This is a genomic window from Frigoribacterium sp. VKM Ac-2859, from assembly GCF_013204925.1.
In the GTDB taxonomy this organism is placed as follows: Bacteria; Actinomycetota; Actinomycetes; order Actinomycetales; family Microbacteriaceae; genus Frigoribacterium.
In genome coordinates, this window is record NZ_JABMLC010000001.1 from 1,307,737 (window position 1) to 1,333,322 (window position 25,586).

Sequence of the window (25,586 nt, forward strand, 5' to 3'; positions counted from 1 at the left end):
CGGCGCCGGCACCAGACCTCGTCGGCAAGTCCTGGCTCCCGTCACGGCCGCACCCGTCCCACGCCGATCCCGACACCCCGCCGCAGCACCAGCCAGGAATCGCCGACACCGCGACACCGGCACGGCGTCGGCGCCGGCATCGGCGGCCACCGGGGAGGGGCGGGTCGAATCCCGGCGGAGGAACGACCCGGCCGGTCACATCAGCAGGCGAGGGAGGGCCGTGTACGCGACGACGAACAAGATCGACAGGGCCACCACCGACCCCGCCGTGACGACGGGCACCCACGTCGGGACGGACGACCGGGTCCGCATGGTGCCCCAGGCGAGGAAGCCCGCGCCGAGGACCAGTTGGAGCACCCAGTAGATCGCGCCCGGTCCCTGGTCGAGGACGACGAGCCCGTAGAGCCCCTCCCCCACGAGCACCGTCGAGAGCGGCACGACCGCGAGGGTGCGCCGGGTCGGCGACGACGCGGGGAGGAGTGCGGCGCTGACGCCGATCACCGGGCCCACGAGGAGACCGAGGATCGTGAAGACGTTCTGGAACGGCTCGTCGTAAGGGAAGCCGCGCCATCCTGACACGATCCGGTAGCCCTCGACCAGCAGCACGAACGCCACGGCACCCAGGACGGCCGACAGGGCTGGACGGGCCCGCACGGTCAGGACCAGCGCGAAGACGAGGATCGACCAGCCACCGGACGAGTTCGCGAAACCGCCGAGCCATTCGGGCAGGACGCCCTGTGCCGGGCTCGTCAGTCCTCCGAGCACCAGTGCTCCGGCCGCCACCGCGGCGACCCGACCGATGCCGTGGACGATCGTCGCAGCCCGGGCCCCCTGCCGTCGGGCGGTCGGCGAGGCGGGGCGGTCGAGTCGGGTCTCGGGCATGGCAGCTCTCCTTCGAGGAAGTGCCAGCGTACGAACGCCCGGCGTCGGGACGCGTCCTCCGCGGGTCGCAGGCCGTGCGGCTCGAGGATGACCCCGCCCGTCGAGACGTCCCTGGACGTCGGGCCGTCGGATCGCTGGCCACGGAAGGACGATTCGCATCCGCCCGGCCGCGATGCCGGCCGGACCCGCGTGCCGTCAGAAGGTGGCCAGGGCGCTCACCCTCATCTGCTGCACCCGGGCGTTCGCACACGCCTCGAAGCTCGACCCCGAGGCGGGGACGAAGATCGACTCGAGCGAGCCGGGCGGGTAGACGCGGAACCCGTCGGTCGCCTGCGGGCGGCACTCGGACGCGTCGTAGTTCCCCGTCTGGGCGATCTGCACGATGGTTTGCACCTCGGCACCGGGGGCGAGCGTGTGGGCCTCGTGCGGCGTCGCGCGGTCGAGCGCGGCCGAGGCGCCGATCTGGGTGCCGTTCCCGTCCCCGACGAACGAGACGCCGGGCCAGCCCTGGAGGGTGCAGGAGCGCTGACCGCCGTTGGTCAGGATGATCGCGACGCCGTAGCTGCCGGCCGCACCCCCGCCTCCGTCGGCGATCTCGGCGGTGAGTTCGCCCACCGTGCACCGCGAGGCCGCGTCACCCGGGGCACCGTCGCCCAGGTCGCCACCGCCGCCGGACGCCCCGTCGGGACCCGGCGTCGCCGTGGGAGAGGAGGCGCTGGTCGGCGAGTCGGTCGCCGACGAGCCGGTCGTCGGTGAGGCCGTGACGGTCACGGTGGGGGCCGCCGTCGTCTCGGGGCCGCCCGGGGCCGAACAGCCCGAGAGCACGACGGCGAAGGACGCCACGACGACCGCGGCGGGGACGAGGGAACGGATCGGACGCTTCATGTCTCCACCGAAGCACGCTCGGCCAGGTTCTTGCACACTCTGCACCTTTACCCGCTCGCTCCCCGGTCTCCACCGGGACGACGAAGGGCCCGACATCCGCGGATGCCGGGCCCTTCGTGGTGCCGACCGGGGTCGGCGGGACGATCAGTTCTTGCCGAGGTCGTCCTTGGCCTTCTCGGTCTCGAGACGCTCGTCGCTCATGTGCTGGTCCTTGTGACCCTGCTTCGTGAGCTCTTCGTCGTCCGTGCGCTTGCCGACGGCCTCTTCGGCCTTGCCGGCGGCCTTCTGGACGAAATCTTTTGCCTTGTCACCAACGGACATGACGTACCTCCTGGTTGTCGGTCGACCGGACTGACCCGGTACACCCGTGACGGTAGGCCGGGTGTCCGCGGGCCGTCGGGGTTCACAGGCTGTTCCAGGTTCGTACCCGGACCGGGACCCGACCGATCGGTCTCGACCCGGTCCACGCCGTCGCCTAGGATCGTCGCCGAGGGGGGCACCATGGCACGACACACACCGGGGGCGGGCGACGACGAGGGAGTCACGCCCGGTCACGAACCCTTCGCGCCCCCCGCGTCCGACACCGACGACGACGCCGTCACGGTCGACGCGTCGGACGCTGCCGGACCCCGACTCGTCGCCTGGTCGCACCCCGGCACCGCGGGTTCGGCCACGACCGTCGGCACGGCCAGCGCTGCCTCGGCCGACCCGGTCGGCGCGACCGACGACGACGAGGACGGCGAACCCGCCCCCCGGTCCCGCCGTCGCCGCCTCGCCGTCATCGGCGGCGTCGTCGCCGCCGCGGCCCTCGTCGCCGTGGTCGTGAGCGCGGTCCTGTCCACGAACGGCTCCGCCCCGCTCGCGGCCGGGGCACCGACCGGGTCCGCGAGCCCGACCACGATCGCCCGCACCTCGACACCCACCCCGAGTGCCTCCCCGTCGCCGATGCCGACCGCCCCCGCCACGCCCTCGCCCCGGGCGGCCACCCCGCCGCCCGAGGACGCTGCAGTGCCGGCGCCGTTCATCACCCCGGTGCCCGCGGGCACGGTCGTCGCCGAATCCGACGTGGCGTCCCCCAAGGGCAGCATCCACTTCCACTACCGGGTGGTCGCCACCGGCGACGGCACCTACACGACCGACGTGACCGACTTCACCTCGAGCCTGCCCGTGCCGGTGGGGGTGTCGTTCTACCAGGTCGCTCCGTCCGTCGGCGACGGCATCACCTTCGGAGGCGACGGGGGTTCCGAGATCGGGGGGCCCACCGCGACCCCGGCATCGGCGTCCTGGAGCTTCGGAGCGGTCACCCAGCCGTCGTACCTCTCGACCCTCGTCGTCCATTCGACCAGCACCTCCCCGGACGTCCCCGTCGAGATCTCGGCCGGGAAGGTGCTCGCCGTCGCCCCGGTCGCCTGGTCGGTGCCGCCGCGTGGGACGAACATCGCCCCGGTCGACTCGGGTGCGGTGGCCTTCGCCACGGGAGCGCTCGAGGCGACCACGGCGTCCGGTTCGCCCAAGCGGTACACCGTCGCGCCCGACGACCTCATCGACGCCGTCGCCCGGCGCTTCGGCATCTCGGTCTCGGCGCTCCTCTACATGAACCAGGGCCTCCAGGTCATCGACGACGCGCAGCACCTGTTCGCGGGCACGACGCTCGTCCTCGACCCCGACAGCGTCTGAGCCGGGACGTCCCGCACGACGACGCCTAGGGTCGGGGTGGTGCCCCGCCTCCCCGTGCTCGTCCGTCACGCCGTGTGGTGGGTGCAGGACTACGCCTACGCCGCCGTCTGGCAGGTGAGGGCCGTCACGAGTCCTCGCGACCCGGAGCGCTACCTCGGCGGCACCGGTCGGCCCGTGCTCGTCGTCCCCGGCGTGTGGGAGACCTGGGCCTTCCTCCGACCGATGATCGAACGCCTGCACGCCGAGGGCCACCCCGTGCACGTGCTCGACGACCTGCGGTGGAACAGCCGCCCGGTCGAGGCCACCGCCCGCGACGTCGCCGCCTACCTGCTCGCACACGGACTCACCGACGTCGTGATCGTCGCCCACAGCAAGGGCGGCCTGATCGGCAAGTACGTCATGGCGCTGCTCGACGAGACCCGCCGCGTGCGGTCGATGGTCGCCGTCTGCTCGCCGTTCTCGGGGTCGCGCTACGCCACCTGGCTGGTGCTGCCCGCCCTCCGGGCCTTCTCACCCCGCGACGCCACGACGATGCGGCTCGCTCGGGACGAGTCGGTCAACGGCCGCATCACCTCGGTCTTCGGCGAGTTCGACCCCCACATCCCCGAGGGCAGCGAATTGCCCGGCGCCGTCAACGTGCACCTCCACGCGGGCGGGCACTTCCGGGTGCTGGCCCACCCCCGGACGATCGCCACCGTCCTCGCCGCCGCCGGCGAACCCGTCGAGCCGGTCAGGCCGGCGTGAGCAGGTCGTGCGCGAGCACGTCGGCGACGGCCAGCACCTTGTAGCCCTCGCTCTCGAAGAACACCGTCATGCGGTCGGCGTCCGTGCTCATCACGGTGCCCTCACCCCAGGTCGCGTGCACGACGCGCGCGTCGGGCGCGAACGCAGGAGGCGCGGTGTCGGTGACGTCGTCCTGCTCGCCTCCGCGCGCCTCCCGGGGGTCGCCTGCCCTCTCGGCGGCCCGGCAGCCGTCGCAGTTGCCGCACCGCTCGGGCGAGTCCTCGCCGAAGTAGCCGAGCAGGAAGTGCCGACGGCAGCCGGGCGCCTCGGCGAAGGTGCGCATCATCTCGATGCGCGAGCGCTCGACCCGGTCGCGGGTCTCGGCGACCCCGCGCGCCGCCTCGGCGGCACTGCGGGCGTCGAAGCCGTCGACCGGCTCGAACCCCTTCGACGACTCGGACAGGGCACCGCCCTCGAGCAGCAGGTCGATGAGGCGCGAGACCGTGCGCGCGCCGAGGGCCAGCTGGTCCGACACCTCCGATCGCCGGACGGGCCGACCCGCCGCCGAGAGCGCGGTGAAGACCCCCCGAAGGTCTGCTCGCCCGGGCAGGCCCGAAGCGAAGAACGAGCGCAGCGAGAGGTCTTCGGGGCGGTAGTGGAGCGTCGCGGTGGCGGGGTCGCCGTCGCGCCCGGCCCGGCCGATCTCCTGGTAGTACGAGTCGAGCGAGTCGGGCACGTCGGCGTGCACGACGAACCGGACGTCGGGCTTGTCGATCCCCATGCCGAACGCGCTCGTCGCCACCACCACGTCGACCTCGCCCGCGTGGAACCGCTCGTGCAGTTCGCCCCGCTCGGCCGAGCGCTGCCCGCCGTGGTATCCCACGACGGTGCGGTCGGGGCAGCGCTCGGCGATCGCGGCGGCGTAGTGCTCGGTCGCCTTGCGGGTGGCGACGTAGACGATGCCCGGCGTCGTCGAGGCGGCCACCTGCTCGACCACGGCGCGGGCCTTCTCGTCGTCGTCCTCGTGCCGCACGACCTCGAGGGAGAGGGTGGGCCGGTCGAAGCCGTGGCTCAACACGAGCGGGTCGTCGAGGCGGAGGCGTTCGACGATCTCGTCCCGCACCGGGCCCGACCCGGTCGCCGTGAGCGCCAGCACGGTGGGTCCCCCGAGACGGTCGACGACCTCGCCGAGGTGCAGGTAGTCGGGCCGGAAGTCGTGCCCCCACGACGACACGCAGTGCGCCTCGTCGACGACGAAGAGGGCGACCCCGGCGTCGCTCAGGCGGTCGACGGTCTCGTCCCGGGCGAGCTGCTCGGGGGCGAGGAAGACGTACGTGACCTCTCCGGCGGCGAGGCGCTCCCAGCCCTCGTCGTTCTCGGCGTCGGTGTGGCCCGAGTTGATCGCGACGGCGGGCGGGGCGTCGGGGCGTCCGACGAGTCCCGCGACCTGGTCCGCCTGCAAGGCGATCAACGGCGAGACGACGACCGTGGGCCCGTCGAGCACGGCGCCGGCCACCTGGTAGATCGCCGATTTGCCGAATCCCGTGGGCATGACCGCGAGGGTGTCCCGGCCGGCGACCACCGCCTCCAGGGCCTCGAGCTGGGCGGGGTGCAGGTCGGTCCAACCGAAGAGGTCGGCGGCGGCACGGGTGATGTCGTCGGTGCGGGCGGTGCTCGTGCGGGCGGTGCTCGTGCGGGTGCGTGCGGGGCGCGTCGTCGTGCTCATGTGGTCCTCGTTCCGGTGGGGCAGAGGTCCATCCCAGGCACGTGCGGGGCGACACGCGCAGGGCTGCCAGGCGATGCCCGGCCCTGCGTACCCCACCCGCCGCGAGTCGCGCATGGTACCCCTCGGTGGTCCCGCCGCGCCGTCCGTCGCGCCTCCCGCGCACCGGCCCCGCGCCACCCGTCACGGGCGGAGGCGCGGGTCCAGCCGTCGCGGACCCCGTGGGCGTAGCGTCCGGTGCATGAGCGACGAGAAGCAGACCGAACCCGTCATGGACGGGGCCACCGAGGCGACCGACCACGAGAAGCTGAGCGGCCTGATCGAACAGGTCGAGGCCGACCACGGCGACGAGGGCGCGGCCTCGATGGCCGACCACCTCCGCGACCGCATGGACGAGACCGCGCAGGCCGACGAGAGCCCGGCAGACGCCGAGGAGTGAGTCCCCGGGGCTCCACCGCGAGGTGGAGCCCGCAGGCCCCGGTCGTGACCTAGCGTCGAGGGATGTACTCCAACGGCTTCTCCCTCGTCGGTGTCCTCTACCCCGTCTTCTTCGTGGTGGTGTTCGCCTTGGCCGTCACGCTGGCCGTGCTCCTGATCAGGACCCTGCTCTGGGTGATCCGGGCACTGGCGGCCTACACGCGAGAACGAGAACTCCGCATCGACCTGCTGCTCGCCGGTGACGACGACCCGGCAGGCCCGCCGGCACCCGGCGGTCCCGCGATCTGACGACCAGGAGGCGCGGGTTCAGTTCCCGACGCCCGCGACGACCTCGCGGACGAGGTCGGCCACCAGCCCGGGCCGTTCGAGACCCGGCAGGTGGGCGACGTCGGGCAGCACCCGACCCGGTCCCTGCCCGAGACGTCGAGCCGTCTCTGCGTAGAACGGCTCGTCGGCGGGGATGTCGAGCGCGCCCCAGGTCGCCAGGACCGGCGTCGCGACCTCGCCGAGGCGGCTCCACGTGTCGAGCCCGGCGTCTCCGGCCCCGTCGGGTGCGGCGACCTCGAGGATGCGGGCGTTCATCCGCTCGAAGAGTTCGCGGGGGGCACCCGTGACGCGGCCGCTCCGCGCCGCAGGGCCGTCGAGCCACAGGTGGGCCAGGAGACGGACCTGCGCCTCGACGTCGCCGCTGCCGGACGCCTCGTCGAGGGCCTCCATCAGCGGGCCCGACGCCGGGTCGGGGGTCCAGTCGAACGGGGTGTCGTCGTCGGTCATGCCGCTGACCGCGGCACCGATCAGCAGCACGCCCGCCACGCGCTCGGGTGCGGTCACGGCCAGGTCGAGGGCGAGCGCACCACCCATCGAGTTGCCGACGACGAACGCCCGCCCGACGCCCAGCCGGTCGAGCAGCTCGACGAGGTCGGCCAGGTGCGTGGCGTCGCCGTCGGCCGCGGAGGCCGGGCTCTCGCCGAACCCCCGGCGGTCGTGGGCCACCAGGTCGAGCCCGTCGGCCGCGAGTTCGTCGGCGACGCCCGTCCAGCTCCGGCGGTCGGCGACGCCGGCGTGCAACAGCACCACGGTCGGGCCCTCGCCCCGCCACCGGGTGGCCGCGAGGGCGGTGCCGTCCGACAGGGTCACGTCCGCGCGTTCGCCGCTCATGTCCGCCACGGTAGCGCCCCGCCGTGCCCTTGCCCAGACCCGCATGCCGCCGCTCGGATGGCCTGACGGCCCGACGGCCTGACGGCCCGGACGACCCGGACGGTCTAGACCCGGACGGTCTAGACCCGCTGCTGGCGCGGCACGACGACCCGCTCGAAGACGACCACTCCGGCCGTCGCGATCGGGATCGCCACGAGGGCACCGAGGACGCCGCCGAGCGCCCCTCCCCCGAAGGCCGCCACGATGACGAGGGCGCCGGGCACCGCCACGGCCTTGGACATCACCCGTGGGGTCAGCACGTAGGCCTCGACCTGGGCGTAGACGAGCAGCACGATGCCGACGACGATCGCGGTGACGGGCGAGACGGTGATCGTGGCGGCGATGATGATCGCGTAGGCCACGACCGTGCCGACCACGGGGATCAGTGCGCCCAGGAACGCGAGGGTCGCGAAGAGCACCGGCACCGGTCCGCCGGCGATCGTCAGCACGATGAAGACGAACACGGCGTTGACGGCGGCGAGCGCCACCTGCCCGGCGACGTAGCGGCCGACCGACAGGAAGATCTCGTCCGAGATGCTCATGACGTTCTCGCGGTGGCTGCGGGGCACGGCGCGACTGAGCGAGCGCAGCATCTGCGGGAGGGTGATCGCGAAGTAGAGGGTGAGGATCGCGACCACGATCACCGCGGTGATGGCGTTGGTGATCCCCTGGCCGACGGCGAGCAGGCCTCCGCCGAGGGCGAGCAACTGGTCGGGGTCGAGCAGGTACGAGGTGACGGCGCCGACCGCGTCGTCGACGTCGACGTCGAACCCGACGGTCTCGACGGCCTGCTGCACCCAGGGCTGGCGCGAGAGCTCCTGCAGGGCGGCGGGGGCCGTCTGCACGACGTGCCCGATCTGCTCGATCAGCGCGGGCACGACGGCCGCGACGATGCCCACGACGACCCCGACGACCAGTACGACGGCGACGACGACGCCGACCCAGCGCGGGGCGCCGGCGCGCGCGAGGCGTCGGACGACCGGTTCGAAGGCGAGCGCGAGGAAGAACGCGAGGCCTATGTAGACGAGGATCGTCGACAGGGCCATGAGGGCGACGATGATGCCGACGCCGAGCCCCCCGCCGAGGGTCGCGATGAGGCCGAACCGGAAGGCGCCGGGGCGCTGCATCGGGCTGGGGGGTGTGGCGGTCTGCGTGGCCGTACCGGCCGATCGACGCACGAGACGGGCGCGGGGTGACGAGGGCATCCGACCATCCTGACCTGCTCGAGCCGATCGAGGCCACGCCGACACCGGTCGGCCGGGGTCCGAGCCGCACGATCGGCCCATCGAGTGGGAGCTCCTCCGGCCCGTCGCGCGCGAAGGCCCGCCCCGACTCTCGTCGGGACGGGCCTCCCTGCGTCCGTCGGGACGCGTGCCGCGAGGGGTCAGGCCCCCTGCACGTTCTCCTTCGACTGCTGGGCGCTGCCCTTCACGTCGCCCGCGGCGCTCGAGGCGTCGTCCTTCACGGTCGAGGCGGCGTCCTGCGCCGTGCCCTTGACCGAGGCGAACGCCTCCTGGGCGGGCTCCTTCAGCTTCGACGCCACGTCCTGCGCCGCACCCTTCACCGAGTCGAGTGCCGGGCCCGCTGCGTCCTTGGCGTCGGAGACGAGCTCCTTCTCCTTGTCCGAGGCGGGGATCAGGGACGACACGAGCCAGCCGGCTCCGAAGGCGATGAGGCCGACGGCGAGCGGGTTGCCCTTCGCCTTGCGCACGGCCGCCGACGAGGCGTCCGAGACGCTGCCCGCGGCGTCGTGACCGGCACCCGAGGTCGACGAGGCCGCATCGTGCGCCGCACCCATGACCGACTCCTTGACGCCCGAGAAGCGGCTCTTCACCTTCTCGGTCTGACGATGCGCGATGCTCGACGGGTTCACCTTGTCGGCGAGCGCGTCGACGTCGTTGCCGAGTCCGGCGCGCGTGCGCTCGATCTCGGCGCGGATCTCGTCGGGCGTGCGGCTGCTGCCGTTCTGGTCGGTGGTGCTCATGCGGTGCCTCCAGGCGTGACGGTCTCGGGGATCTTCTTGAGGGAGTCGACCGTCTTCGGTGCCCCCTTGATGCTCTTCAGTTCTTTCCTCCCGCGCAGGAACAGCACGAGGGCGACGATCGCGTAGACGACCGCGATGATCAGCGACGACCAGCCGAGGCCGATCAGCACGCCGAGGCCCCACATGGCGGCCAGCGAGACGAACAGCAGGGCGAAGAGGGCGGTGAGACCCGCTCCGCCGAACATGCCCGCACCCTTGCCGGCTTTCTTGGCCGACTCGGTGAGCTCGGCCTTGGCCAGCTCGACCTCTTGACGGAAGAGGGTCGAGATGTCACCGGTCACGCCGGAGAGCAGGTCGCCGAGCGACGTGGTCGCGGCCTTGTCCTCCGGGGCGGGAGGCGTCGCCACGGGCTCGCGGAACGGGTCGCTCACGCGCGCGTCCCCGAGGTGCCGGGCCACGTCGTGGGCACGCTGGAGTCGGGCGTCGACGTGCCGACGCCGGGGACGTCGCCCTCGGTGACGACGTCGTACTCACCGGCCACGGGGCCGACGTCACCGACGAGACGGCTCGGCGCGGTGGCGGACGCAGGAGGCGCGGGCCGGCTCGCCGCACCTCCGGCGTCTCCGGTCGTGGCGGCGTGCTCGTCCCCGGCCTCGGCCGTCAGCGACTTGACGACGCGTCCGGCGAGCAGGCCGGAGACCGCGGCGATGGCGATGAACGTGCCGGGCTTGCGCGCCGCGTACGACTTCACGTCGTCGAGCAGGCTGCCCGGGTCGCGACCCTCGAGCCAGCCGGCGACGCCGTGGGCGCGACCGGACAGGTTGCGGACCAGCTCGCCCGCGATGCCGCTGTCGGCGGAGTCGGCCATCGAGCCGAGCTGGTCGCCGACCTGGCGGAGGCCGGCCGCGGCCTTCTCCTGCTGGGCGCCGGCCTGCTCCTTGAGCTCGCCCGTCGCCTGGCCGAAGAGCTGCTTGGCCTGGCCGCCTGCCTCGGAAGCGACCCTGGAGACCTGCTCCTTGGCACTGCCGGCGACGTCGGAGGCTGCGGACTTCGCGTCGTCCGCGACCCCGGCCGCCTCGTCCTTCGCGGCGCCGGCCTTGGCCTTCGCGGTGTCGGCGGCGCCGGTGCCGGTGCCGGTGCCGGAATCGGCGCCGGCGCCGGTGCCGGTGCCGTCGTGCCCGAGGTGCTCCTCGACGACCGGGGCCGCGGTCGCGCTGAAGTCGCTCGCCGTCGCGTCGGGGTCGGTGATGTCGGCGTACGCCCCGACCTGGTCGCCCAGGTCGGTCACGGCGTCGTCGCGGCGCAGGTGGTCGTGCCCGGAGGCGGCGCCGCGAAGCGGCTGCCCCTCGGAGGTGGTGTCGTAGACCGGGGTGGACGGATCTCCGTCGTAGCGTTCGTCGTCGCTCATGTCGTGCCTCTCGGATCGTCGGCGACCGTCCGGGTGACGGTCGTGATCGGGGTAGGACCTGTCACTCTGTCCCTCTCCCGGGGGGCGGTGACCGCACATGGTGAAAACGCGACGGGGGGTTGACACGGGCCGGCCGGAAGGGTCGTTTTCGGGACGGATCGTGTCGGGGAAACGCGACATGCCGCCCACGTTCGCACGTGAGCGGCATGTCGTGACCTGTCGGGGCCGGAGCCCGGGCGACTAGCTGTCCTTGCCGTCCGAGACCTCGCTGTCGTCGCTCTGCTCGGAGTCGTCGACGAGGCCCTGCTTCGACCCGTCGGCCAGGGCTTCGGTGTACTTCTTGTCGTCTTCGGTCATGTCGGTCGAACCGTCGGGGATGCCGTTGTCGTTGGTCATGCCCGCACGATACTCGCCGGCCCGCCGACCGGGCCGTCAGTGGAACTGGGGGACGATCAGCCACAGTCCGACGAGCACGGCAGCGATCCCCACGGCGAAGCACAGCCCGCCGGCGACCGTGGCGCCCAGCGGTCTCGACCTCGACGGTCCCCCGCTCGGGACCGCGGCACCGGCCCCGCCGTCGGACTCGACGGCGCCGTCCGCGAACAGACGGACCCCCGTCGCGAACGCGGTGACGATGACGGCGGTGGCGGCGAGCGCGGTCGCGAAGACCACGACGAAGGCGCCCCAGTCGACTCCCAAGAACATGGTCACTCCCCTCGTCCGCGGCTCGCGCCGACCCGTTCGGCGGCCGGGGCCTCGTCGCTGTCGTTGACGGTCTCGTGGGTCACCGGGTGCCGTCGGGCGAGGAGGGCGAAGGCGAGCCCACCGGCCAGGGCGAGCACCGCGACCACCACCAGGCCCGCCGTGCTCGAACTGGCCAGCCAGGCCGAGAGCCCTCCGACCAGCGCGGCGGCCGGCAGGGTCACCACCCAGGCCGACGCGATCCTGCCGACCACGCCCCAGTGCACCGTGGCGAGCTTCTTGCCCAGCCCTGCCCCGACGATGGACCCCGACGTCACCTGGGTCGTCGACAGGGCGAACCCGAGGTGGGACGAGATCAGGATGGTCGCGGCCGAGCTCGTCTCGGCCGCGAACCCCTGCGGGGCCTGGACGTCGGTGATGCGCTTGCCCACGGTGCGCATGATGCGCCAGCCCCCGAGGTAGGTGCCGAGCGCGATGGCGAGGCCACAGGCGAGGACCACCCAGAGCTGCGGGGCGCTGCCGGCGCCCTGGTAGCCGGCGGCGATCAGGGTCAGCGTGATGACGCCCATCGTCTTCTGGGCGTCGTTCGTGCCGTGGGCGAGCGAGACCAGGGAGGCGCTGATCGTCTGCCCGTGCCGGAAGCCGGCGGTGGACCCCCGCAGGGTGGCCTGCCGCGTGATCCGGTAGGCCACGTAGGTGGCGACGAGGGCGACCACGCCCGCCACGACGGGCGAGATCAGGGCCGGCAGGACGACCTTCGACAGGACCACGCCGAAGTCGACGGCCCCCACGCCGGCACCGATGACCGCGGCCCCGATCAGGCCGCCGAAGAGGGCGTGCGACGAGCTGGACGGCAGCCCGAGGTACCAGGTGGCGAGGTTCCAGATGACGGCTCCCACGAGACCGGCGAAGATCATGACCGGTGTCACCTGGACCCCGCCGTCTCCCTCGCGGATGATGCCGTTCGAGACGGTGCTCGCGACCTCGGTCGAGAGGAAGGCACCCACCAGGTTGAGGACGGCCGAGATGAGGACGGCGACCTTCGGCTTGAGGGCGCCGGTGGCGACCGAGGTCGCCATGGCGTTGGCCGTGTCGTGGAAGCCGTTCGTGAAGTCGAAGACCAGCGCGATCACGACCACGAGCACCACGGTGACGAACACGTCCATCGGTACCGCCCTCCGGGACCCTCGCCGGTCACCGACCGATGACCGCGGCACGATGGCCCCGGTGCGACGCGAGGCCTCGTGGACGCGCTCGAAGATGAACGCCGAAGGAATCTTGCACATCATGCAAATGGACCGGAGGGCTCGGTGCTCACCACCGTCGGGACCGGCCGTTCCGCTAGGCGCAGCCCCGCGAGGCGCGTACGGTGGGCGCAGGCAGCCCCAGCTCCCGGTCGCCGTCCTCCCGCACCTCGGGAGGTGGTCCGACCGGAAGCACCGAGCACCCCGACCCGACGGACCCCATGGCACGCACCACCCTCCCCGAGACCGCACCCGAGCAACTGACCGAGTGGCCGTCGCTCGACAGCGACGACCACTTCACGGACGATCCCGCCCTCTGAGGAGCGATCCCCCACGGGGCGTCCCGCGCCTCCTCGGCGTCAGGCCGCCGTGCGTGACCGACGCGAGCGGGCCAGGACGAACGGCAACTGCGTCTCGTCGACGACGGGCACCCCGTAACGGAGGGCCTTGCGGACCTTGCCCGATGCGCAGGCGACGTCCGCGGCGACGACCAGCGACGTCTCGGTCGTGACCGCCGGCCAGACGACCAACCCGGCACGTTCGAGCGTCCGCACGAGGGCGTCCCTCTCCTGGCTGAGCGATCCGGTCAGCGCGACGTGTGCGCCGGGTGCCAGCGGACCGACGTCGGGCCGGGCCAGGGACGGCGTGCGGGGTTCCGGTGCCGCTCCGAGGGACTCGTCGAGCCCCTCGATGACCTCGAACTCGTCGAGCTCGTCGTCCTCCGCCGGACGGGGCGCGCGCTCGAGCACGGACGGCACGAGAGCCGCGTCGCGCCGGTGCGGGGCGATGCCGAGCATCTCGGCGACCGCGTCCACCTGCCGCCGTTCGTCGTCCGAGAGCACGTCGTGCGCCCAGACGGTCGAGACGAGGGAGGCGAAGTAGCGGTCGTGCACGAGCGCACGGGACAGGTCGTCGAGGTCGAGCTCGGCGGCGAGGGTCGCGAGGTTCCCGGCCTCGTCCCTCGAGAGGTAGCCGTCGGACAGTGCCTTGTCGAGCATCGCCGCGTACTGGTCCTGACGACGGTCGAGGCCGAGCTGGGGCAGCAGCTCGGTCGCCCGCTCGAGGAAGCGCGGCTCGGTGGGCGCCGGCTCGACGGACAGGCCGTAGACGTCGCGATCGAGGTCGAGGTCGACGGGACCCGCGAGGTGCGTGCCGCCCGCGGGGCTCGCCGGGGGCACCGCCGCGGGAGCCGTGGGCCCCACGGCGCCGGACGCCGAGAGGACGGCGGAGGGGGCGGGCGCGAGGTCGCGCACCCGGGCGACCCGGCGCCGGGCCCGCCAGGCCGCGCGGCCGGGGACGTGGCCTCCGTCGTCGGCGCCACCCGCGCCTCCTGCGTACCGGGGGTGAGGCGTGGACCGCGGGGTCTCGGCCGTCGGCCACTGCTGCAGGGCGGCGTAGCGGCCCCAGTCCTGCCACCAGGCCGACTGGGCGTCACCCATGCGCAGGTAGGCGGACAGCAGCTGGGCGGTCGCCGCCGCGTCACCGAGCGACTCGTGGGCGACGGAGAGGTCGACGTCGATGGCCGCGCAGCAGTCGGCGAGCGTGCGGCCGGCGCCGGGAAGGTACGTGGGGGCGAGCTTCATCGTGCAGAGTGCGCCCGACCCGTCGGCCCCGAGCGGTGACACGAGCCCGAGGCGCGCGAACTCGGCGGCCAGGAACTGCGCCTCGAAGCGGGCGTTGTGCGCGACGACGACGCGCCCGCGCAGGCGGTCGCAGAGGTCGTCGACGACGTGCTCGAACCGGGGTGCCCCGCGGACGTCCGCGCTGCGGAGCCCGTGGACGTGGATGGGCCCGAGGTCCCGCGAGGGGTCGACGACGGTCTCGAACGACGCCTCGACCTCGCCGTGGACGTCGAGGTGCACGATGCCGATCTCGATCACCCGATGGTGTCGCCCGGGCCAGAGACCCGTCGTCTCGACGTCGATGACCGCGTAGCCGCCGTGAACCATGTCATCCCTTTCGTCGGGGCGAGCCTGGCAGGTTGCCCGATGGGCATCCAGCCCGCAATCGGGTGACACCCGTCGTGGGGCGGTGGGGGGACGCGGGGTCAGGAGGCGCGGCTCGGTGCTTCCCGTCGGTCCCGTCGTCCGCCACGATGGGGGCATGACCGCCGCCCCCGCCTCCGTCACCGCCGCGACCGCCTCCGTCACGGCCCCGACCGCGTCCGTCACGGCCGTCTGCCGGGTGTCGGCCCTGCTGCCCGACTCGGGCACGATCGGCGTGACCGCCATCGACAAGCGCCCCGTGGACGGGCCCGTCCACGTGCGCCCCCTCGGCCTCCGTGCCGACGTGCAGGCCGACCGCAAGCACCACGGCGGGATCGACCAGGCGGTGTACGCCTTCGCCGACGAGGACGCCGCCCACTTCGCCGAGCTGCTCGGCCGCGAGGTGGTGCCGGGGCTGTTCGGCGAGAACCTGCGGACGTCCGGGGTCGACGTCACGGGCGCGGTGATCGGCGAACGCTGGGCCGTGGGCGGCACCCTCGTGCTCGAGGTCACGAAGCCTCGCGTCCCGTGCGGCACGTTCGCCCGCCGACTCGGCGAGGCCATGTGGGTCAAGCGGTTCTACGCCGAGGGCCGCCCCGGCACCTACCTGCGGGTGGTGAAGGCGGGGCCCGTCCAGGCGGGTGACGGCGTCACGGTGCTGTCACGACCGTCGCACGGGGTGACGATCGGCGAGGCCTTCACGGGGCTCGGGCCCGACCGGGCCGAGGCCCTCCTCGCGGCCGTCGACGGACCCGACCGCCTGAGGCTCACCGACGAGGTCCGGGGCTTCGCCGAGAAGGCCCTGCGAGGGCGCGTCCCCGCCTGAGCGTCGGCACGCACGCTCCACTAGCCTCGACCGAGAGGGCCCGGACGGGGCCCGCGCCACAGGAGGCACCCATGTTCGAAGCCGAGAACATCCGCGACTGGATCGGCATGCCGGTCGTCGACCCCGACGGCGACAAGGTCGGCTCGCTCGAGAGCATCTACTTCGACACCGCCGCCGACCAGCCCGCCTTCGCCACCGTGACCGCCGGACTGCTCGGCCGCTCGCGCCTGGTCTTCGTGCCGCTGCAGGGTGCCGTCGTCGCCCCCAAGCACCTCAAGGTGCAGTTCGCGAAGAAGCTCGTCAAGGACGCCCCGTCGATCGAGACCGACGGCGAGCTCGAGGCAGCCCGCGAGCCCGCCGTGTTCGAGCACTACGGCCTCGTGTACCAGACCGGTGCGGCCGGCGAACGCCGCCTCGGCCGCCGCTGACCGCCGCCGCTCCCGACCGCGAAGGGCCCCGCCGCATCGGCGGGGCCCTTCGGCGTCCGCTCGGGCGATGGTGCGCGGACGAGTGCAGAACGTGCAAAAATCAGGAGGCGCGGGTCGGTGACCCGCGCCTCCTGCGTCGTGCGCCCGCCCCGACGCCGCCGCCACGTGCTCCGGCCTCGTGCCGCCCCTCCCCCTCGCCTCGCTCCCGTCGCCTCGCCTCACGCCCCCTTCGCCTCGCCTCACGGCCCGTGCCGCTGCCCGAAAGGCCACCCCATGACCCACGCCCCCGCCCCGACCGGCGCCTCGTCGCCGTCCTCCCCCGGAGCGGGCCCCGGCCAGCCCGCCGGGGTGCCGCGTCACGCCTGGTACGCCCTCGTCGCCCTGCTCCTCGGCATGTTCATCGCCCTGCTCGACACGACGATCGTCAACGTCGCCCTGCCGACGATCCGCACGACGCTCGACGCCTCGGAGTCGACCCTGTCGTGGATCATCTCGGGGTACGCCCTCGCCTTCGGCCTCGCGTTGATCCCCGCCGGGCGCATCGGCGACCGCATCGGCCACAAGTGGGTCTACTTCACGGGAGTCCTGCTCTTCACGCTGGCGTCGCTCGCCTGTGGCCTCGCCCAGGACGACACCCAGCTCGTCGTGTTCCGCGTCGTGCAGGGCCTCGCCGGCGGCATCTTCGTGCCCGCCGTCACGGCGTTCATCCAGTTGCTGTTCCCCGGTCGCTCGCGGGGCAAGGCCTTCGCCATCATGGGCGCCGTGATCGGCGTCTCGTCGGCGCTCGGTCCGATCATCGGCGGCCTGATCATCCAGGCCTTCGGCGACGAGAACGGGTGGCGTCTCGTCTTCTACGTCAACCTGCCGTTCGGCATCATCACCCTCGTCGCCGCCGCCGTCCTGCTGCCCAAGCGCGACGAATCGGTGCCCCGTCCCGACCGTGGGCTCGACTGGATCGGCCTCGTGCTGGTCTCGGGCGCCTTCGTCGCCCTGCTCGTCCCGCTGATCCAGGGGCAGGACGAGGGCTGGCCGCTCTGGACCTACCTGACCATCGCCGCGGGCGTCGTGCTGCTCGCCCTGTTCGGCCTGTGGGAGGTCGCGTACACGAAGCGCGGCAAGACCCCCCTCGTCCCGCCGAAGCTGTTCGCGCACCCGTCGTTCACCGGTGGCGTCGTCCTCGCGCTCGTCTACTTCGCGGCCTTCACCAGCATCTTCTTCACGATCTCGCTGCTCTGGCAGTCGGGGCTCGGCCACAGCGCGTTGGCCTCGGGTGCCGTGGCGATCCCGTTCGCGGTCGGCAGCATCATCAGCTCGTCGCAGAGCAACCGCATCGCCGCCCGGCTCGGTCGCGGCGTGCTGATCCTCGGCACGGCCCTCGTCACCATCGGCCTCACCTGGATGTGGCTCGTGCTCGTCACGGTCGACGCCTCCGACCTGACCAACTGGATGCTGCTGGTCCCGCTGCTGCTCGCCGGCCTCGGCAACGGCTTCTTCATCGCGCCGAACGTCCAGTTCATCGTCGCGACGGTCGACCGGCAGGACGCCGGCTCGGCCAGCGCCGTCATCTCGGCGATCCAGCGCATCGGGTCGGCCGTGGGCATCGCGATCATCGGCAGCGTGCTCTTCGGCACGCTGACCATCTCGGGCCGCACGCCGGCCGACGTCGCCACCGGCTTCACCGACGCGGCGGCCCACGCCATGCTCGTCAGCGCGATCTTCGCCCTGGCCTCGTTCGTGCTCGTGTTCGCCCTGCCGCGTCGCGTCCCGCAGCAGCGCGGATAGCGCCGTCCGGGCGCCGCCACGCGCGGGTGGGGCCGGGATGCGAACCCGGCCCCCTCGTTCGGGCGGCACCAAGGAAGGTGAGGCACACTGCAACGATGCCCTCAGCCCTGCCGACCACAGAGCCGACCGTCCGCCCCGTCTCGACGACCCGTCGAGACCGGGTGCTGCCGCTCGACGGCCTGCGCACGCTGGCCATCGCCCTCGTCGTGCTCTACCACCTGCACGTGCCGGGCTTCGGCAGCGGTTTCGTGGGCGTCAACGTCTTCTTCGTGCTGTCGGGCTACCTGATCACCACTTTGCTGCTGCGCGAGCACGCGTCGACGGGACGCATCCGGCTCGGCCGGTTCTGGGTCCGCCGCCTGCTGCGGCTCTACCCGACGCTGCTCGCCGTCGTCGTGGTGGGCGTCTCGCTGTGGTGGCTCGTGGGTGACTACCAGGGCTCGACCCTCGGCCCGGTCGGTGCCGCCCTGATCGCCCTCACCTACACCGGCAACGTCGCCCGGGCGTTCTTCGACACCTCGCAGGGCGTCTTCGCGCCGATGTGGAGCCTGTCGATGGAAGAGCAGTTCTACCTCGTCTGGCCGCCGGTGCTGGTGCTGCTGCTCGCCGTCGCGGTCAGGCGCAAAGCCCTGGTCGCCGGCCTCTCGGTGGTCGTGGTCGCCTCGGCCGTCGCCACCTGGTTCCTCTACGACCGCCCCTCGGGCGGTGCGACCCCCGACATCTACTTCAGCCCCGTCCTCAACGTGGCCCCCCTGCTGATGGGCTGCGTGCTCGCGGTCGTCCTGCGGTCCGACCGCGTGCGGGCAGCCCTCGCCGGCCGCTGGGGAGCCCTCGCCACCTGGCTCGGATTCGCCGGGGTCGTGGGGTCGCTCTTCGTCATCGGATCGGGGTGGCAGCAGAGCGTCCTCACCTTCGCGGTCGCGTTGCCCGCCGTGGGCCTGGCCTCGATGCTCCTGATCGGTGGTCTCGTCACGGCGTCGTCCCCCGTCGCCTGGGTGCTGTCCCTGGCACCGGTCGCCTGGTTCGGACGGGCCGTCTCGTACCCGCTCTACCTCTGGCACGTCGTCTTCATCGCCCTCGTCGAACCGTACGTGCAGGGTGCGCTCGGCATCGTCCTCGTGCTCGCGGCGGCGATCGGCACGTCCGTTCTCTCGCACCACTTCGTGGAGAAACCGGCCCTCGCGCTGAAGGGCCGTTTCGAGCCCCGGGAGCCTCGCCGCGCCTCCTCGACCGTCTCACGCGACCGCGAGCTCACGAACGCCTGACGCCCAGCGCCGGTCGGCGGGCGCCTGACGCCGGGCGGACCGGGGTCAGAGCCAGCCACGCTCGCGCGCGACCCGGGCGGCGGTGTGCCGCGACGAACTGCCGGTCTTCTGCATCGCCGACGACAGGTAGTTGCGCACCGTGCCGGACGCGAGGTGCAGCCGGGCGCTGATCTCGCGCACCGAGAAGCCGTCGGTCGTCAGTCGCAACGTGTCGAGTTCGCGCTCGGTCAGCGGGCAGTCGTCCATCATCGCCGAGGCCGAGATGTCGGCGTCGATGTAACGGCGGCCGTCGTGCACCTGCACGATCACCCGTTCGAGTTCGTCGGGGTCGACCGACTTCGGCAGGAACCCCCGCACCCCGGCACGGAGGGCACGACGGAGCACGCCGGGGCGGCCGTGACGGGTCAGCAGCACGACCGCCTGCTCGGGTCGTCGACCCAGGATCGCGATCGCCGCGTCGATGCCGTCCATGCCGGGCATCTCGAGGTCGAGCAGCACGACGTCGGGCTCGTGCAGCGCGGCGAGGGCCACGGCCTCGGCACCGTCGGCGGCCTGGGCGACGACGGTGATCGTGTCGCTCAGGTCGAGCAGGGCGGCGATCGATCGACGCAGCAGGGTCTCGTCGTCGGCGAGCAGCACGCGGATCATGCGGACCTCGTGCCGGTCGACGCCCCCGGGGCCGCCGCGGGGGCCGCCCCGGCCCGTGTCGCCGTCGGCCGGGATGCTCCGCCGGCTCCCGTCGCCGTCGCCCTCGCCTCGACCCGGAACCGGCCGTTCTCGAGCCGGGTGGTCACCGTGCCGCCGACCGCGGCGAACCTCTCGCCGAGACGGGCGAGGCCGCTGAGTCCGCGCAGGGGCTCGGGGGCACCGTCGTTGAGGACCTCGACCGACTCGGGGCCGAGCACGATGGAGACCCGCTCCGCCTGGGCGTGACGCAGCACGTTCGTCGTGGCCTCACGCATGACGTGGCCGAAGAGGTCGTCGGCCGGGTGACCGACGGGAGGGACGCCCGTGACCTCGAGCTCGATGCCCGCCGCCCGGATCAGTTCGGCCGAGTTGGCCAGTTCGCCGGCGAGCGTGAGCGTGCGTTCGCCGTAGGCCAGCCGACGGGTCTCGGCGATCGTCTGCACGATCAGCTGCTCGGCCTCGCGCAGGTGCCGTCGCGCGGCGGCGGGGTCGCGGTCCAGGGTCTTGTCGGCCAGCTGCAGCTGCAGGCGACCGACGTGCAGGGCCTGCCCCTGGATGTCGTGCAGGTCGACCGAGAACCGGTACCGCTCGCGCATCACGGCGAGCTCGGACTGGGTCTCGCGGGCCGCGTCGATCTCGAGGTACAGGTCGAACCCGTACCGGTTCAGCCGACAGATCCCGTAGAGCGACAGCAGGCCGATCACGACCACCGTCGACAGCCCCACGAGCGGTGCGGCCGCGTCGACCTCGACGACCACCACGGGCACGAGCGCCGCGACCACGGCGGCGACGACCCATCGCCAGGAGGCGGACGGGGGCGTCGTCGCCAGGTACCCGACGGTGAGGCCGAAGGGGAAGAGCAGCAGGGCGTTGTGCCCGCCGAGCGGGACCGCCAGCCAGACGAGGTACGAGACGACGAGACCGGCGACGGCCAACGGCACGGGTGGGCGGCGTTCCCAGAAGAACGAGTGGGCCGTGACGAGCGCCCCCGCGGCGCCGGAGGCCGCCACCAGCCACCAGGAGGCGCCCTCTGCCACCAGCGTCACGACCAGGACGAGGGTGGTGAAGAGCGCGAGCGCCACGAACGACCACGTGATGTACCGCCGCATGCGCGCGAGCGGGGGCAGGTGGCCGCCCGGTCGAGGACGCACGGCCAGCGGGAGGTGGGGCATGCGACCACGCTAACGGAGGCCGCCGACGCACGGAGGTGCCCGATGTCACGGCCGAGCATGACCGATGTCACACGGCACGGGTGGCACGCCGGCACTACCCGTCGTCCGCCCGGCCACGAGATCGTCGAGGTCATGACGAACTCCACCGACACCACGCCCCGACCGGCCGTCGCGCCCGGCTCCGCCGAGCGCGGCGACGCCGTCATCTCGACGCACGGCCTCCGCTGTTCGTACGGCTCGTTCACCGCCGTCGACGGCCTCGACCTGACCGTCCACCGCGGCGAGCTGTACGCGCTCCTCGGCACGAACGGTGCCGGCAAGACCACCACGCTCGAGGTGCTCGAAGGGCATCGCACGGCCGACGCGGGCCGGGTCGAGGTGCTCGGCGGCGATCCGACCGACCGGGGGCGCATCCGACCGCGCATCGGCACGATGTTGCAGGACTCGGGCCTCGCCCCCGAGCTCACCGTGCGCGAGAGCGTCCAGCTGTCGGGCGCCGTCTCGGGTCGCGACGACGACGTCGACCGCGTGCTCGGCCTCGTCGGCGTCGACCACAAGGCCTCGGCCCGGGTCGCACGGCTCTCGGGCGGCGAGCGGCGGCGGGTCGACTTCGCCGCGGCCGTCTGGGGCACGCCCGAGCTGGTCTTCCTCGACGAACCCACCACGGGGCTCGACCCCGCGGCACGGGACGCGCTCTGGGCCGTGGTCGCCGGACTCCGGGAGGCGGGGGTCACCTTCGTCCTGACCACCCACTACCTCGAGGAAGCCGCCGAGAACGCCGACCGCATCGGTCTGATGCACCGCGGGCGCATCCGTCGCGAAGGGACCGTCGCCGACCTCACCGCCGGCAGCACGACCTCCATCCGCTTCGTCGCCCCCGGCCCGCTGGACGGCCTCCCGCTGCAGGTCGCCCGGACCGAGAACGACCTCGTCGTGATCGAGACCGACGACGCCCAGCGCGACCTCGGGGCGTTGCTCGGCTGGGCGACCGACGCCGATCGCCCGTTGGCCCGTCTCACGGTGCACGAGTCGGGACTCGACGACGTGTTCCGCGACCTCGGCCGCGCCTCCTGACCGTCGACCGTCGCCGACTCCGCTCCCCACGCCCATCCCCGAAAGGACATCCCATGACCACCGTGACCCGTCCCTCCCCCACCCGGTCGGCAGGCTCGCGACGTCGTTCCGGCCCGCTCGCCATCGCCCTCGCCGAGCTGCGCATGCTCGTGCGCAACCGCACCGTCGCCCTCTGCGCCCTGCTGCTGCCCCTGGGCTTCGGGGCCCTCACCTACGCCTTCGACTCGTACGGCACGGCCGGCATGCTCGCCGGCGTGCAGATCATCGGCATGGTGGGCCTCGGCGTCTACGTCACCGCGACGACCACCCTCGCGGCCCGTCGACAGTCCCTGTACCTGAAGCGGTTGCGCAGCGGGTCCGTCGGCGACGCGGGCATCATCGCCGGGCTCGTGCTGCCCGTCGTGGCGGTCAGCGTCGCGCAACTCGTCATCGTGCTCGGCGTGCTCGCGCTCCGCGAGCCCCCGGTGCACCCCGGGCTGCTGATCGTGGCCGTCCTGGTCGCCGAGGCCATGTTCGCCGGCTTCGCCCTGGCCACGGCCGGGTTCAGCACCTCGCCCGAGCACGCCCAGTACACGACCATGCCGCTCTACCTGATCACGCTCGGGGTGGCGATCTGGTGGACGGTCACGGGTGCCGACGACCTGCTCTGGCTCAAGCGCATCCTGCCCGGGGGCGGACTGATGGAACTGATCACCCTCGCCTGGAATGGCGGCGACCTGTCGCTCGTGTCCGTGCTGCTGGCACCGACGCTGGTCTGGGCCGCCCTCGGAGCCCTCGCGGCCACGAAGGCCTTCCGGTGGGAACCCCGGCACTGATCGGCCATCGGCCCCGACCAAGTCCCCGGGCCGACGCGGCCGGGCTAGGGCCGACGTGGCCTCGTCAGGGCCGACGCGGCCGGGTCAGGGCCGACGCGGCCGGGCGACGGCGGGCACGCCCACCGCGACCGACCCGGCCGGGACGTCCTTGGTCACGACCGCGTTGGCCCCGACGACGCTGCCGCTGCCCACGGTGACGCCGCCGAGCACGGCGGCCCCGGCACCGATCATCACCCCGTCACCGACGGTGGGGTGCCGGCGGCCGAGCGCGCCTCCTCGTCCCTTGCCCCCGAGGGTCACTCCGTGGAAGATCGTGCAGTCGTCACCGACGACCGCGGTCTCGCCGATCACGACGCCCATGCCGTGGTCGATGAACAGGCGGGCCCCGAGGCGGGCCCCGGGGTGGATCTCGACGCCGGTCAGCGATCGGACCATCTGCGACAGCAGGCGGGCGGCGAACCGCGATCCGAGGAGGCGCGGTGCCGGCCCCGCACGCCACAGTCGCGAGGTCACGCGGTGCGCCCACACCGCGTGCAGGCCCGAGTAGACGAGGGCGGTCTCGAGGCGTCCTCGGGCAGCCGGGTCGCGCCTCCGGACGGTGTCGAGGTCCTCGCGGAGGCGTGCGACCAACCGCACCCTAGGCGTCCGCGAGGTCCTGGAACAGCACGGTCGACAGGTAACGCTCTCCGGTGTCGCAGACGATGGCGACGATGCGCTTGCCGGCGTTCTCGGGTCGCTTCGCGATCTCGAGCGCGGCGTGGATGATCGCCCCCGACGAGATGCCCGAGAGGATGCCCTCCTTCGTGGCGAGGTCGCGCGCGACGCGCAGGGCGTCGTCGAGCTGCACGGGGAACACCTCGTCGATCTGCGAGCGGTCGAGCACCTCTGGCACGAAGTTCGCCCCGATGCCCTGGATCTTGTGCGGGCCGGCCTTGCCTTCGCTCAGCAGGGGCGAGTCGGCGGGCTCGACCGCGACGACCTTCACGCCGGGGACCTTCTCGTGCAGCACCTGACCGACGCCCGTGATGGTGCCGCCGGTCCCGACGCCCGCCACGAAGAAGTCGATCTTCCCGTCGGTGTCGCGCAAGATCTCGGGCGCGGTCGTGCGGCGGTGGATCTCGGCGTTGGCTTGCGTCTCGAACTGCTGGGCCCAGATCGCGTTCTCGGTCTCGGCCGCGATCTGCTTGGCGCGTTCGACGGCGCCCTTCATGCCCTCGGGTCCGGGGGTCAGCACGATCGTCGCGCCGTAGGCCTTCATGACGGTGCGTCGTTCGACGCTCATCGTCTCGGGCATCGTGACGATCACCCGGTAGCCGCGGGCGGCGCCGACCAGGGCCAAAGAGATGCCCGTGTTGCCACTCGAGCCCTCGACGATCGTGCCGCCGGGCTTCAGGTCGCCGGAGGCCTCGGCCGCGTCGACGATGGCGACGCCGAGACGGTCCTTCACGCTGGCACCCGGGTTGTAGAACTCGAGCTTGGCCAGCACCTCGGCCCCGCCCTCGGCGGGCAGCGCGTTGAGCTTGACGAGCGGGGTGTTGCCGAAGGCCGAGGTGATGTCGGCGTGGATTCCGGGCATGCGCGGGTCTCTTCCGTGAACGGGGGTCTGTGCGGACGGATCGATGCTCATCTTAGGCAGCCGTCCTGCACCGTCCCCCTGTGTGTCCCCGAGCGACGTGTGCGTCCCCCGCCGCCTGCCACCCCACCGCCGCCGTCCCGCCGCGCCACCCCGCCACCCCGCCACCCCGCCACCCCGCCACGAAGTGGTCACAGCACCATGCCTAGATCTGGCGGTGTGGCCACATCCTGGCGTTCTGCCGTGGCCTGAGCTCGACCTCGAGGTCTCGGAGAACCCTGGCGAGCGGTAGGCGGAGCGCAACGTCCTCGGCGTCGCATCGACCGATCGCCGTGATCGCACCCGATCGCACGAGTCGCCGCTCACGGGCCTTTTCGGCCTTCACCACCGCCGACGGCACCCGTCCCGCACGCATCGCCGCGTCGTCGTACTTGGCCTTGCCGTCGAACTCGAGCGCCACGTCACCCATCACGAAGTCGCAACGTCCCGCCAGCCCTGCGCCGTCGAAGATCTCGACCTGCATCACGGGCTCGGGAGCACCGAGCTCGAGGAGCGCGAGCCGACAGAGCGATTCGCCGCCGTTCTCCGCCCAGGGCGTGCCGAACGCCGTGACCTGACGAGCCGTCGCGAGTCCTCGGGCACCGGGTTCGCGGTCCAGGCGCTCGAACAGCAGACGGCGCATGGCGTCTGCCGCCGCGTCCACGCCCGACCGGTGACCGGCGGACGGATGCGGGTCGCGTCGCGCGGGCACGTCGAAACATCCCGCCCGGGCGGCGGCGCGGCGAAGGACGGCGTCGACACAGAGCACTCCGTCGGCGAACGACGCCGTCCGCGACCTGTCGACCGCCGTACGCCCCTCGCTCGTCACGACGAGCCCGTCGACCGTGACCGTGTCGCGGGCATCGATCGGACCCGGGTGGCGAACGACTCGTGCGGTCGCCTGCGTCCGGTCCCGACTGGGATCGATGACGTGGATGGGCCCCCGCGGCCAGTCGACGCTCGGCAGCCCGTGGAGGGCGACGGCGGAGCCGTGCGACACGACGACCCGAGGCGACAGGCCTGCCATGACCGCTCTCGTCGTCAGGACGTGCCGTCGACGTCCGTCGAGACACGCCC

At 72.9% G+C, this 25,586-nt stretch carries 28 protein-coding genes; 10 read left to right on the forward strand and 18 right to left on the reverse strand.

What is annotated here, in order from left to right; genetic code table 11:
• Window positions 1–195: 195 nt before the first annotated feature.
• The 3 genes from HQQ78_RS06045 to HQQ78_RS06055 all read right to left on the reverse strand — a co-directional run bounded on the left by HQQ78_RS06045 (window position 196) and on the right by HQQ78_RS06055 (window position 2,088).
• On the reverse strand, window positions 196–882 hold the full coding sequence (locus HQQ78_RS06045) for a DUF6518 family protein (protein WP_173151580.1): 687 nt from the start codon (window positions 880–882) through the stop codon (window positions 196–198).
• 195 nt (window positions 883–1,077) lie between these two features.
• Window positions 1,078–1,767 (reverse strand): DUF4232 domain-containing protein, encoded by a 690-nt coding sequence (locus tag HQQ78_RS06050; RefSeq protein WP_173151582.1) that lies wholly within the window; start codon window positions 1,765–1,767, stop codon window positions 1,078–1,080.
• Between the two features lie 144 nt (window positions 1,768–1,911).
• Window positions 1,912–2,088, reverse strand: a complete 177-nt coding sequence (locus tag HQQ78_RS06055) for a CsbD family protein (RefSeq protein ID WP_157485369.1) — start codon at window positions 2,086–2,088, stop codon at window positions 1,912–1,914.
• A 180-nt stretch (window positions 2,089–2,268) separates the two neighbouring features.
• On the opposite strand from HQQ78_RS06055, the gene HQQ78_RS06060 reads away from it, so the two are divergent.
• A complete protein-coding gene (locus HQQ78_RS06060) occupies window positions 2,269–3,444 on the forward strand; it encodes a LysM domain-containing protein (RefSeq protein ID WP_056046806.1) in 1,176 nt (391 codons plus the stop codon).
• A gap of 39 nt (window positions 3,445–3,483) precedes the next feature.
• A complete protein-coding gene (locus tag HQQ78_RS06065; protein WP_371740371.1) occupies window positions 3,484–4,188 on the forward strand; it encodes an alpha/beta fold hydrolase in 705 nt (234 codons plus the stop codon).
• Here the strand turns inward: HQQ78_RS06065 and HQQ78_RS06070 are convergent.
• A complete protein-coding gene (locus HQQ78_RS06070) occupies window positions 4,175–5,893 on the reverse strand; it encodes a RecQ family ATP-dependent DNA helicase (RefSeq protein WP_173151586.1) in 1,719 nt (572 codons plus the stop codon). The two genes, HQQ78_RS06065 and HQQ78_RS06070, sit on opposite strands and share 14 nt — an antisense overlap.
• A gap of 238 nt (window positions 5,894–6,131) precedes the next feature.
• Here HQQ78_RS06070 and HQQ78_RS06075 point away from each other — a divergent pair, with 238 nt between their 5' ends.
• Both HQQ78_RS06075 and HQQ78_RS06080 read left to right on the forward strand, forming a co-directional pair.
• On the forward strand, window positions 6,132–6,329 hold the full coding sequence (locus HQQ78_RS06075) for a hypothetical protein (protein ID WP_054146271.1): 198 nt from the start codon (window positions 6,132–6,134) through the stop codon (window positions 6,327–6,329).
• 62 nt (window positions 6,330–6,391) lie between these two features.
• Window positions 6,392–6,616 carry a hypothetical protein gene (locus HQQ78_RS06080; RefSeq protein ID WP_173151588.1) on the forward strand — a complete coding sequence of 75 codons (225 nt, stop codon included), beginning with the start codon at window positions 6,392–6,394 and terminating at the stop codon, window positions 6,614–6,616.
• Window positions 6,617–6,634: 18 nt separating this feature from the next.
• Here HQQ78_RS06080 and HQQ78_RS06085 read toward each other — a convergent pair whose 3' ends face one another.
• The 9 genes from HQQ78_RS06085 to HQQ78_RS06125 form a co-directional block, all read right to left on the reverse strand.
• Entirely contained in the window at window positions 6,635–7,486 is an 852-nt protein-coding gene (locus HQQ78_RS06085) for an alpha/beta fold hydrolase (RefSeq protein WP_173151590.1), read from the reverse strand.
• Between the two features lie 119 nt (window positions 7,487–7,605).
• Entirely contained in the window at window positions 7,606–8,730 is a 1,125-nt protein-coding gene (locus tag HQQ78_RS06090; RefSeq protein WP_123570632.1) for an AI-2E family transporter, read from the reverse strand.
• 179 nt (window positions 8,731–8,909) lie between these two features.
• Window positions 8,910–9,509, reverse strand: coding sequence for a DUF3618 domain-containing protein (locus HQQ78_RS06095; protein ID WP_173151592.1), 600 nt, complete (start codon window positions 9,507–9,509; stop codon window positions 8,910–8,912).
• Complete coding sequence (locus tag HQQ78_RS06100; RefSeq protein ID WP_082460459.1) at window positions 9,506–9,940, reverse strand: phage holin family protein; 435 nt, start codon at window positions 9,938–9,940, stop codon at window positions 9,506–9,508. Before HQQ78_RS06100 ends, HQQ78_RS06095 begins: the two co-directional genes overlap by 4 nt.
• On the reverse strand, window positions 9,937–10,917 hold the full coding sequence (locus tag HQQ78_RS06105; protein ID WP_173151594.1) for a hypothetical protein: 981 nt from the start codon (window positions 10,915–10,917) through the stop codon (window positions 9,937–9,939). The genes HQQ78_RS06100 and HQQ78_RS06105 overlap by 4 nt, the downstream gene beginning before the upstream one ends.
• Window positions 10,918–11,157: 240 nt before the next feature.
• The gene (locus tag HQQ78_RS06110) at window positions 11,158–11,313 is read right to left on the reverse strand and encodes a hypothetical protein (RefSeq protein ID WP_173151596.1); all 156 of its coding nucleotides are present in this window, start codon (window positions 11,311–11,313) and stop codon (window positions 11,158–11,160) included.
• Window positions 11,314–11,349: 36 nt separating this feature from the next.
• On the reverse strand, window positions 11,350–11,622 hold the full coding sequence (locus HQQ78_RS06115; RefSeq protein ID WP_123570635.1) for a hypothetical protein: 273 nt from the start codon (window positions 11,620–11,622) through the stop codon (window positions 11,350–11,352).
• A gap of 2 nt (window positions 11,623–11,624) precedes the next feature.
• Window positions 11,625–12,785, reverse strand: coding sequence for an inorganic phosphate transporter (locus HQQ78_RS06120; RefSeq protein WP_123570636.1), 1,161 nt, complete (start codon window positions 12,783–12,785; stop codon window positions 11,625–11,627).
• Between the two features lie 437 nt (window positions 12,786–13,222).
• A complete protein-coding gene (locus HQQ78_RS06125) occupies window positions 13,223–14,812 on the reverse strand; it encodes a 3'-5' exonuclease (RefSeq protein WP_159828014.1) in 1,590 nt (529 codons plus the stop codon).
• Between the two features lie 154 nt (window positions 14,813–14,966).
• Between HQQ78_RS06125 and HQQ78_RS06130 the strand changes: the two genes are divergently transcribed.
• The 4 genes from HQQ78_RS06130 (at window position 14,967) to HQQ78_RS06145 (ending at window position 19,149) form a co-directional block, all read left to right on the forward strand.
• Entirely contained in the window at window positions 14,967–15,674 is a 708-nt protein-coding gene (locus tag HQQ78_RS06130) for an MOSC domain-containing protein (protein ID WP_173151598.1), read from the forward strand.
• Window positions 15,675–15,745: 71 nt separating this feature from the next.
• A complete protein-coding gene (locus HQQ78_RS06135) occupies window positions 15,746–16,102 on the forward strand; it encodes a PRC-barrel domain-containing protein (protein WP_043596802.1) in 357 nt (118 codons plus the stop codon).
• A 273-nt stretch (window positions 16,103–16,375) separates the two neighbouring features.
• A complete protein-coding gene (locus HQQ78_RS06140; RefSeq protein WP_123570639.1) occupies window positions 16,376–17,884 on the forward strand; it encodes an MFS transporter in 1,509 nt (502 codons plus the stop codon).
• A 95-nt stretch (window positions 17,885–17,979) separates the two neighbouring features.
• On the forward strand, window positions 17,980–19,149 hold the full coding sequence (locus tag HQQ78_RS06145; protein ID WP_173151600.1) for an acyltransferase: 1,170 nt from the start codon (window positions 17,980–17,982) through the stop codon (window positions 19,147–19,149).
• Between the two features lie 45 nt (window positions 19,150–19,194).
• On the opposite strand, the gene HQQ78_RS06150 is transcribed toward HQQ78_RS06145, so the two are convergent.
• Both HQQ78_RS06150 and HQQ78_RS06155 read right to left on the reverse strand, forming a co-directional pair.
• Complete coding sequence (locus HQQ78_RS06150; protein WP_173151602.1) at window positions 19,195–19,797, reverse strand: response regulator transcription factor; 603 nt, start codon at window positions 19,795–19,797, stop codon at window positions 19,195–19,197.
• Window positions 19,794–21,008, reverse strand: a complete 1,215-nt coding sequence (locus HQQ78_RS06155; protein WP_173151604.1) for a sensor histidine kinase — start codon at window positions 21,006–21,008, stop codon at window positions 19,794–19,796. Before HQQ78_RS06155 ends, HQQ78_RS06150 begins: the two co-directional genes overlap by 4 nt.
• Window positions 21,009–21,140: 132 nt before the next feature.
• Here HQQ78_RS06155 and HQQ78_RS06160 point away from each other — a divergent pair, with 132 nt between their 5' ends.
• The gene (locus HQQ78_RS06160; RefSeq protein WP_173151606.1) at window positions 21,141–22,082 is read left to right on the forward strand and encodes an ABC transporter ATP-binding protein; all 942 of its coding nucleotides are present in this window, start codon (window positions 21,141–21,143) and stop codon (window positions 22,080–22,082) included.
• Between the two features lie 53 nt (window positions 22,083–22,135).
• On the forward strand, window positions 22,136–22,897 hold the full coding sequence (locus HQQ78_RS06165) for an ABC transporter permease (RefSeq protein ID WP_173151608.1): 762 nt from the start codon (window positions 22,136–22,138) through the stop codon (window positions 22,895–22,897).
• An 84-nt stretch (window positions 22,898–22,981) separates the two neighbouring features.
• Here the strand turns inward: HQQ78_RS06165 and epsC are convergent, their stop codons facing one another.
• From epsC to HQQ78_RS06180, 3 genes are all read right to left on the reverse strand, one after another.
• Window positions 22,982–23,533, reverse strand: a complete 552-nt coding sequence (gene epsC, locus HQQ78_RS06170) for a serine O-acetyltransferase EpsC (protein WP_123570644.1) — start codon at window positions 23,531–23,533, stop codon at window positions 22,982–22,984.
• Window position 23,534: 1 nt separating this feature from the next.
• On the reverse strand, window positions 23,535–24,473 hold the full coding sequence (gene cysK / locus HQQ78_RS06175; protein ID WP_173151610.1) for a cysteine synthase A: 939 nt from the start codon (window positions 24,471–24,473) through the stop codon (window positions 23,535–23,537).
• Between the two features lie 202 nt (window positions 24,474–24,675).
• A complete protein-coding gene (locus HQQ78_RS06180; protein WP_173151612.1) occupies window positions 24,676–25,536 on the reverse strand; it encodes a hypothetical protein in 861 nt (286 codons plus the stop codon).
• Window positions 25,537–25,586 lie beyond the last annotated feature (50 nt).

Coding starts and splice junctions, on each gene's coding strand:
- HQQ78_RS06110 (WP_173151596.1), bottom strand. CDS start 11,313: ATGACCAACGACAACGGCATCCCCGACGGTTCGACCGACATGACCGAA.
- HQQ78_RS06090 (WP_123570632.1), bottom strand. CDS start 8,730: ATGCCCTCGTCACCCCGCGCCCGTCTCGTGCGTCGATCGGCCGGTACG.
- HQQ78_RS06085 (WP_173151590.1), bottom strand. CDS start 7,486: ATGAGCGGCGAACGCGCGGACGTGACCCTGTCGGACGGCACCGCCCTC.
- HQQ78_RS06045 (WP_173151580.1), bottom strand. CDS start 882: ATGCCCGAGACCCGACTCGACCGCCCCGCCTCGCCGACCGCCCGACGG.
- HQQ78_RS06125 (WP_159828014.1), bottom strand. CDS start 14,812: ATGGTTCACGGCGGCTACGCGGTCATCGACGTCGAGACGACGGGTCTC.
- cysK (WP_173151610.1), bottom strand. CDS start 24,473: ATGCCCGGAATCCACGCCGACATCACCTCGGCCTTCGGCAACACCCCG.
- HQQ78_RS06075 (WP_054146271.1), top strand. CDS start 6,132: ATGAGCGACGAGAAGCAGACCGAACCCGTCATGGACGGGGCCACCGAG.
- HQQ78_RS06095 (WP_173151592.1), bottom strand. CDS start 9,509: ATGAGCACCACCGACCAGAACGGCAGCAGCCGCACGCCCGACGAGATC.
- HQQ78_RS06165 (WP_173151608.1), top strand. CDS start 22,136: ATGACCACCGTGACCCGTCCCTCCCCCACCCGGTCGGCAGGCTCGCGA.
- HQQ78_RS06115 (WP_123570635.1), bottom strand. CDS start 11,622: ATGTTCTTGGGAGTCGACTGGGGCGCCTTCGTCGTGGTCTTCGCGACC.
- HQQ78_RS06080 (WP_173151588.1), top strand. CDS start 6,392: ATGTACTCCAACGGCTTCTCCCTCGTCGGTGTCCTCTACCCCGTCTTC.
- HQQ78_RS06130 (WP_173151598.1), top strand. CDS start 14,967: ATGACCGCCGCCCCCGCCTCCGTCACCGCCGCGACCGCCTCCGTCACG.
- HQQ78_RS06145 (WP_173151600.1), top strand. CDS start 17,980: ATGCCCTCAGCCCTGCCGACCACAGAGCCGACCGTCCGCCCCGTCTCG.
- HQQ78_RS06070 (WP_173151586.1), bottom strand. CDS start 5,893: ATGAGCACGACGACGCGCCCCGCACGCACCCGCACGAGCACCGCCCGC.
- HQQ78_RS06050 (WP_173151582.1), bottom strand. CDS start 1,767: ATGAAGCGTCCGATCCGTTCCCTCGTCCCCGCCGCGGTCGTCGTGGCG.
- HQQ78_RS06155 (WP_173151604.1), bottom strand. CDS start 21,008: ATGCCCCACCTCCCGCTGGCCGTGCGTCCTCGACCGGGCGGCCACCTG.
- HQQ78_RS06060 (WP_056046806.1), top strand. CDS start 2,269: ATGGCACGACACACACCGGGGGCGGGCGACGACGAGGGAGTCACGCCC.
- HQQ78_RS06105 (WP_173151594.1), bottom strand. CDS start 10,917: ATGAGCGACGACGAACGCTACGACGGAGATCCGTCCACCCCGGTCTAC.
- HQQ78_RS06140 (WP_123570639.1), top strand. CDS start 16,376: ATGACCCACGCCCCCGCCCCGACCGGCGCCTCGTCGCCGTCCTCCCCC.
- HQQ78_RS06150 (WP_173151602.1), bottom strand. CDS start 19,797: ATGATCCGCGTGCTGCTCGCCGACGACGAGACCCTGCTGCGTCGATCG.
- HQQ78_RS06160 (WP_173151606.1), top strand. CDS start 21,141: ATGACGAACTCCACCGACACCACGCCCCGACCGGCCGTCGCGCCCGGC.
- HQQ78_RS06180 (WP_173151612.1), bottom strand. CDS start 25,536: ATGGCAGGCCTGTCGCCTCGGGTCGTCGTGTCGCACGGCTCCGCCGTC.
- HQQ78_RS06135 (WP_043596802.1), top strand. CDS start 15,746: ATGTTCGAAGCCGAGAACATCCGCGACTGGATCGGCATGCCGGTCGTC.
- HQQ78_RS06055 (WP_157485369.1), bottom strand. CDS start 2,088: ATGTCCGTTGGTGACAAGGCAAAAGATTTCGTCCAGAAGGCCGCCGGC.
- HQQ78_RS06120 (WP_123570636.1), bottom strand. CDS start 12,785: ATGGACGTGTTCGTCACCGTGGTGCTCGTGGTCGTGATCGCGCTGGTC.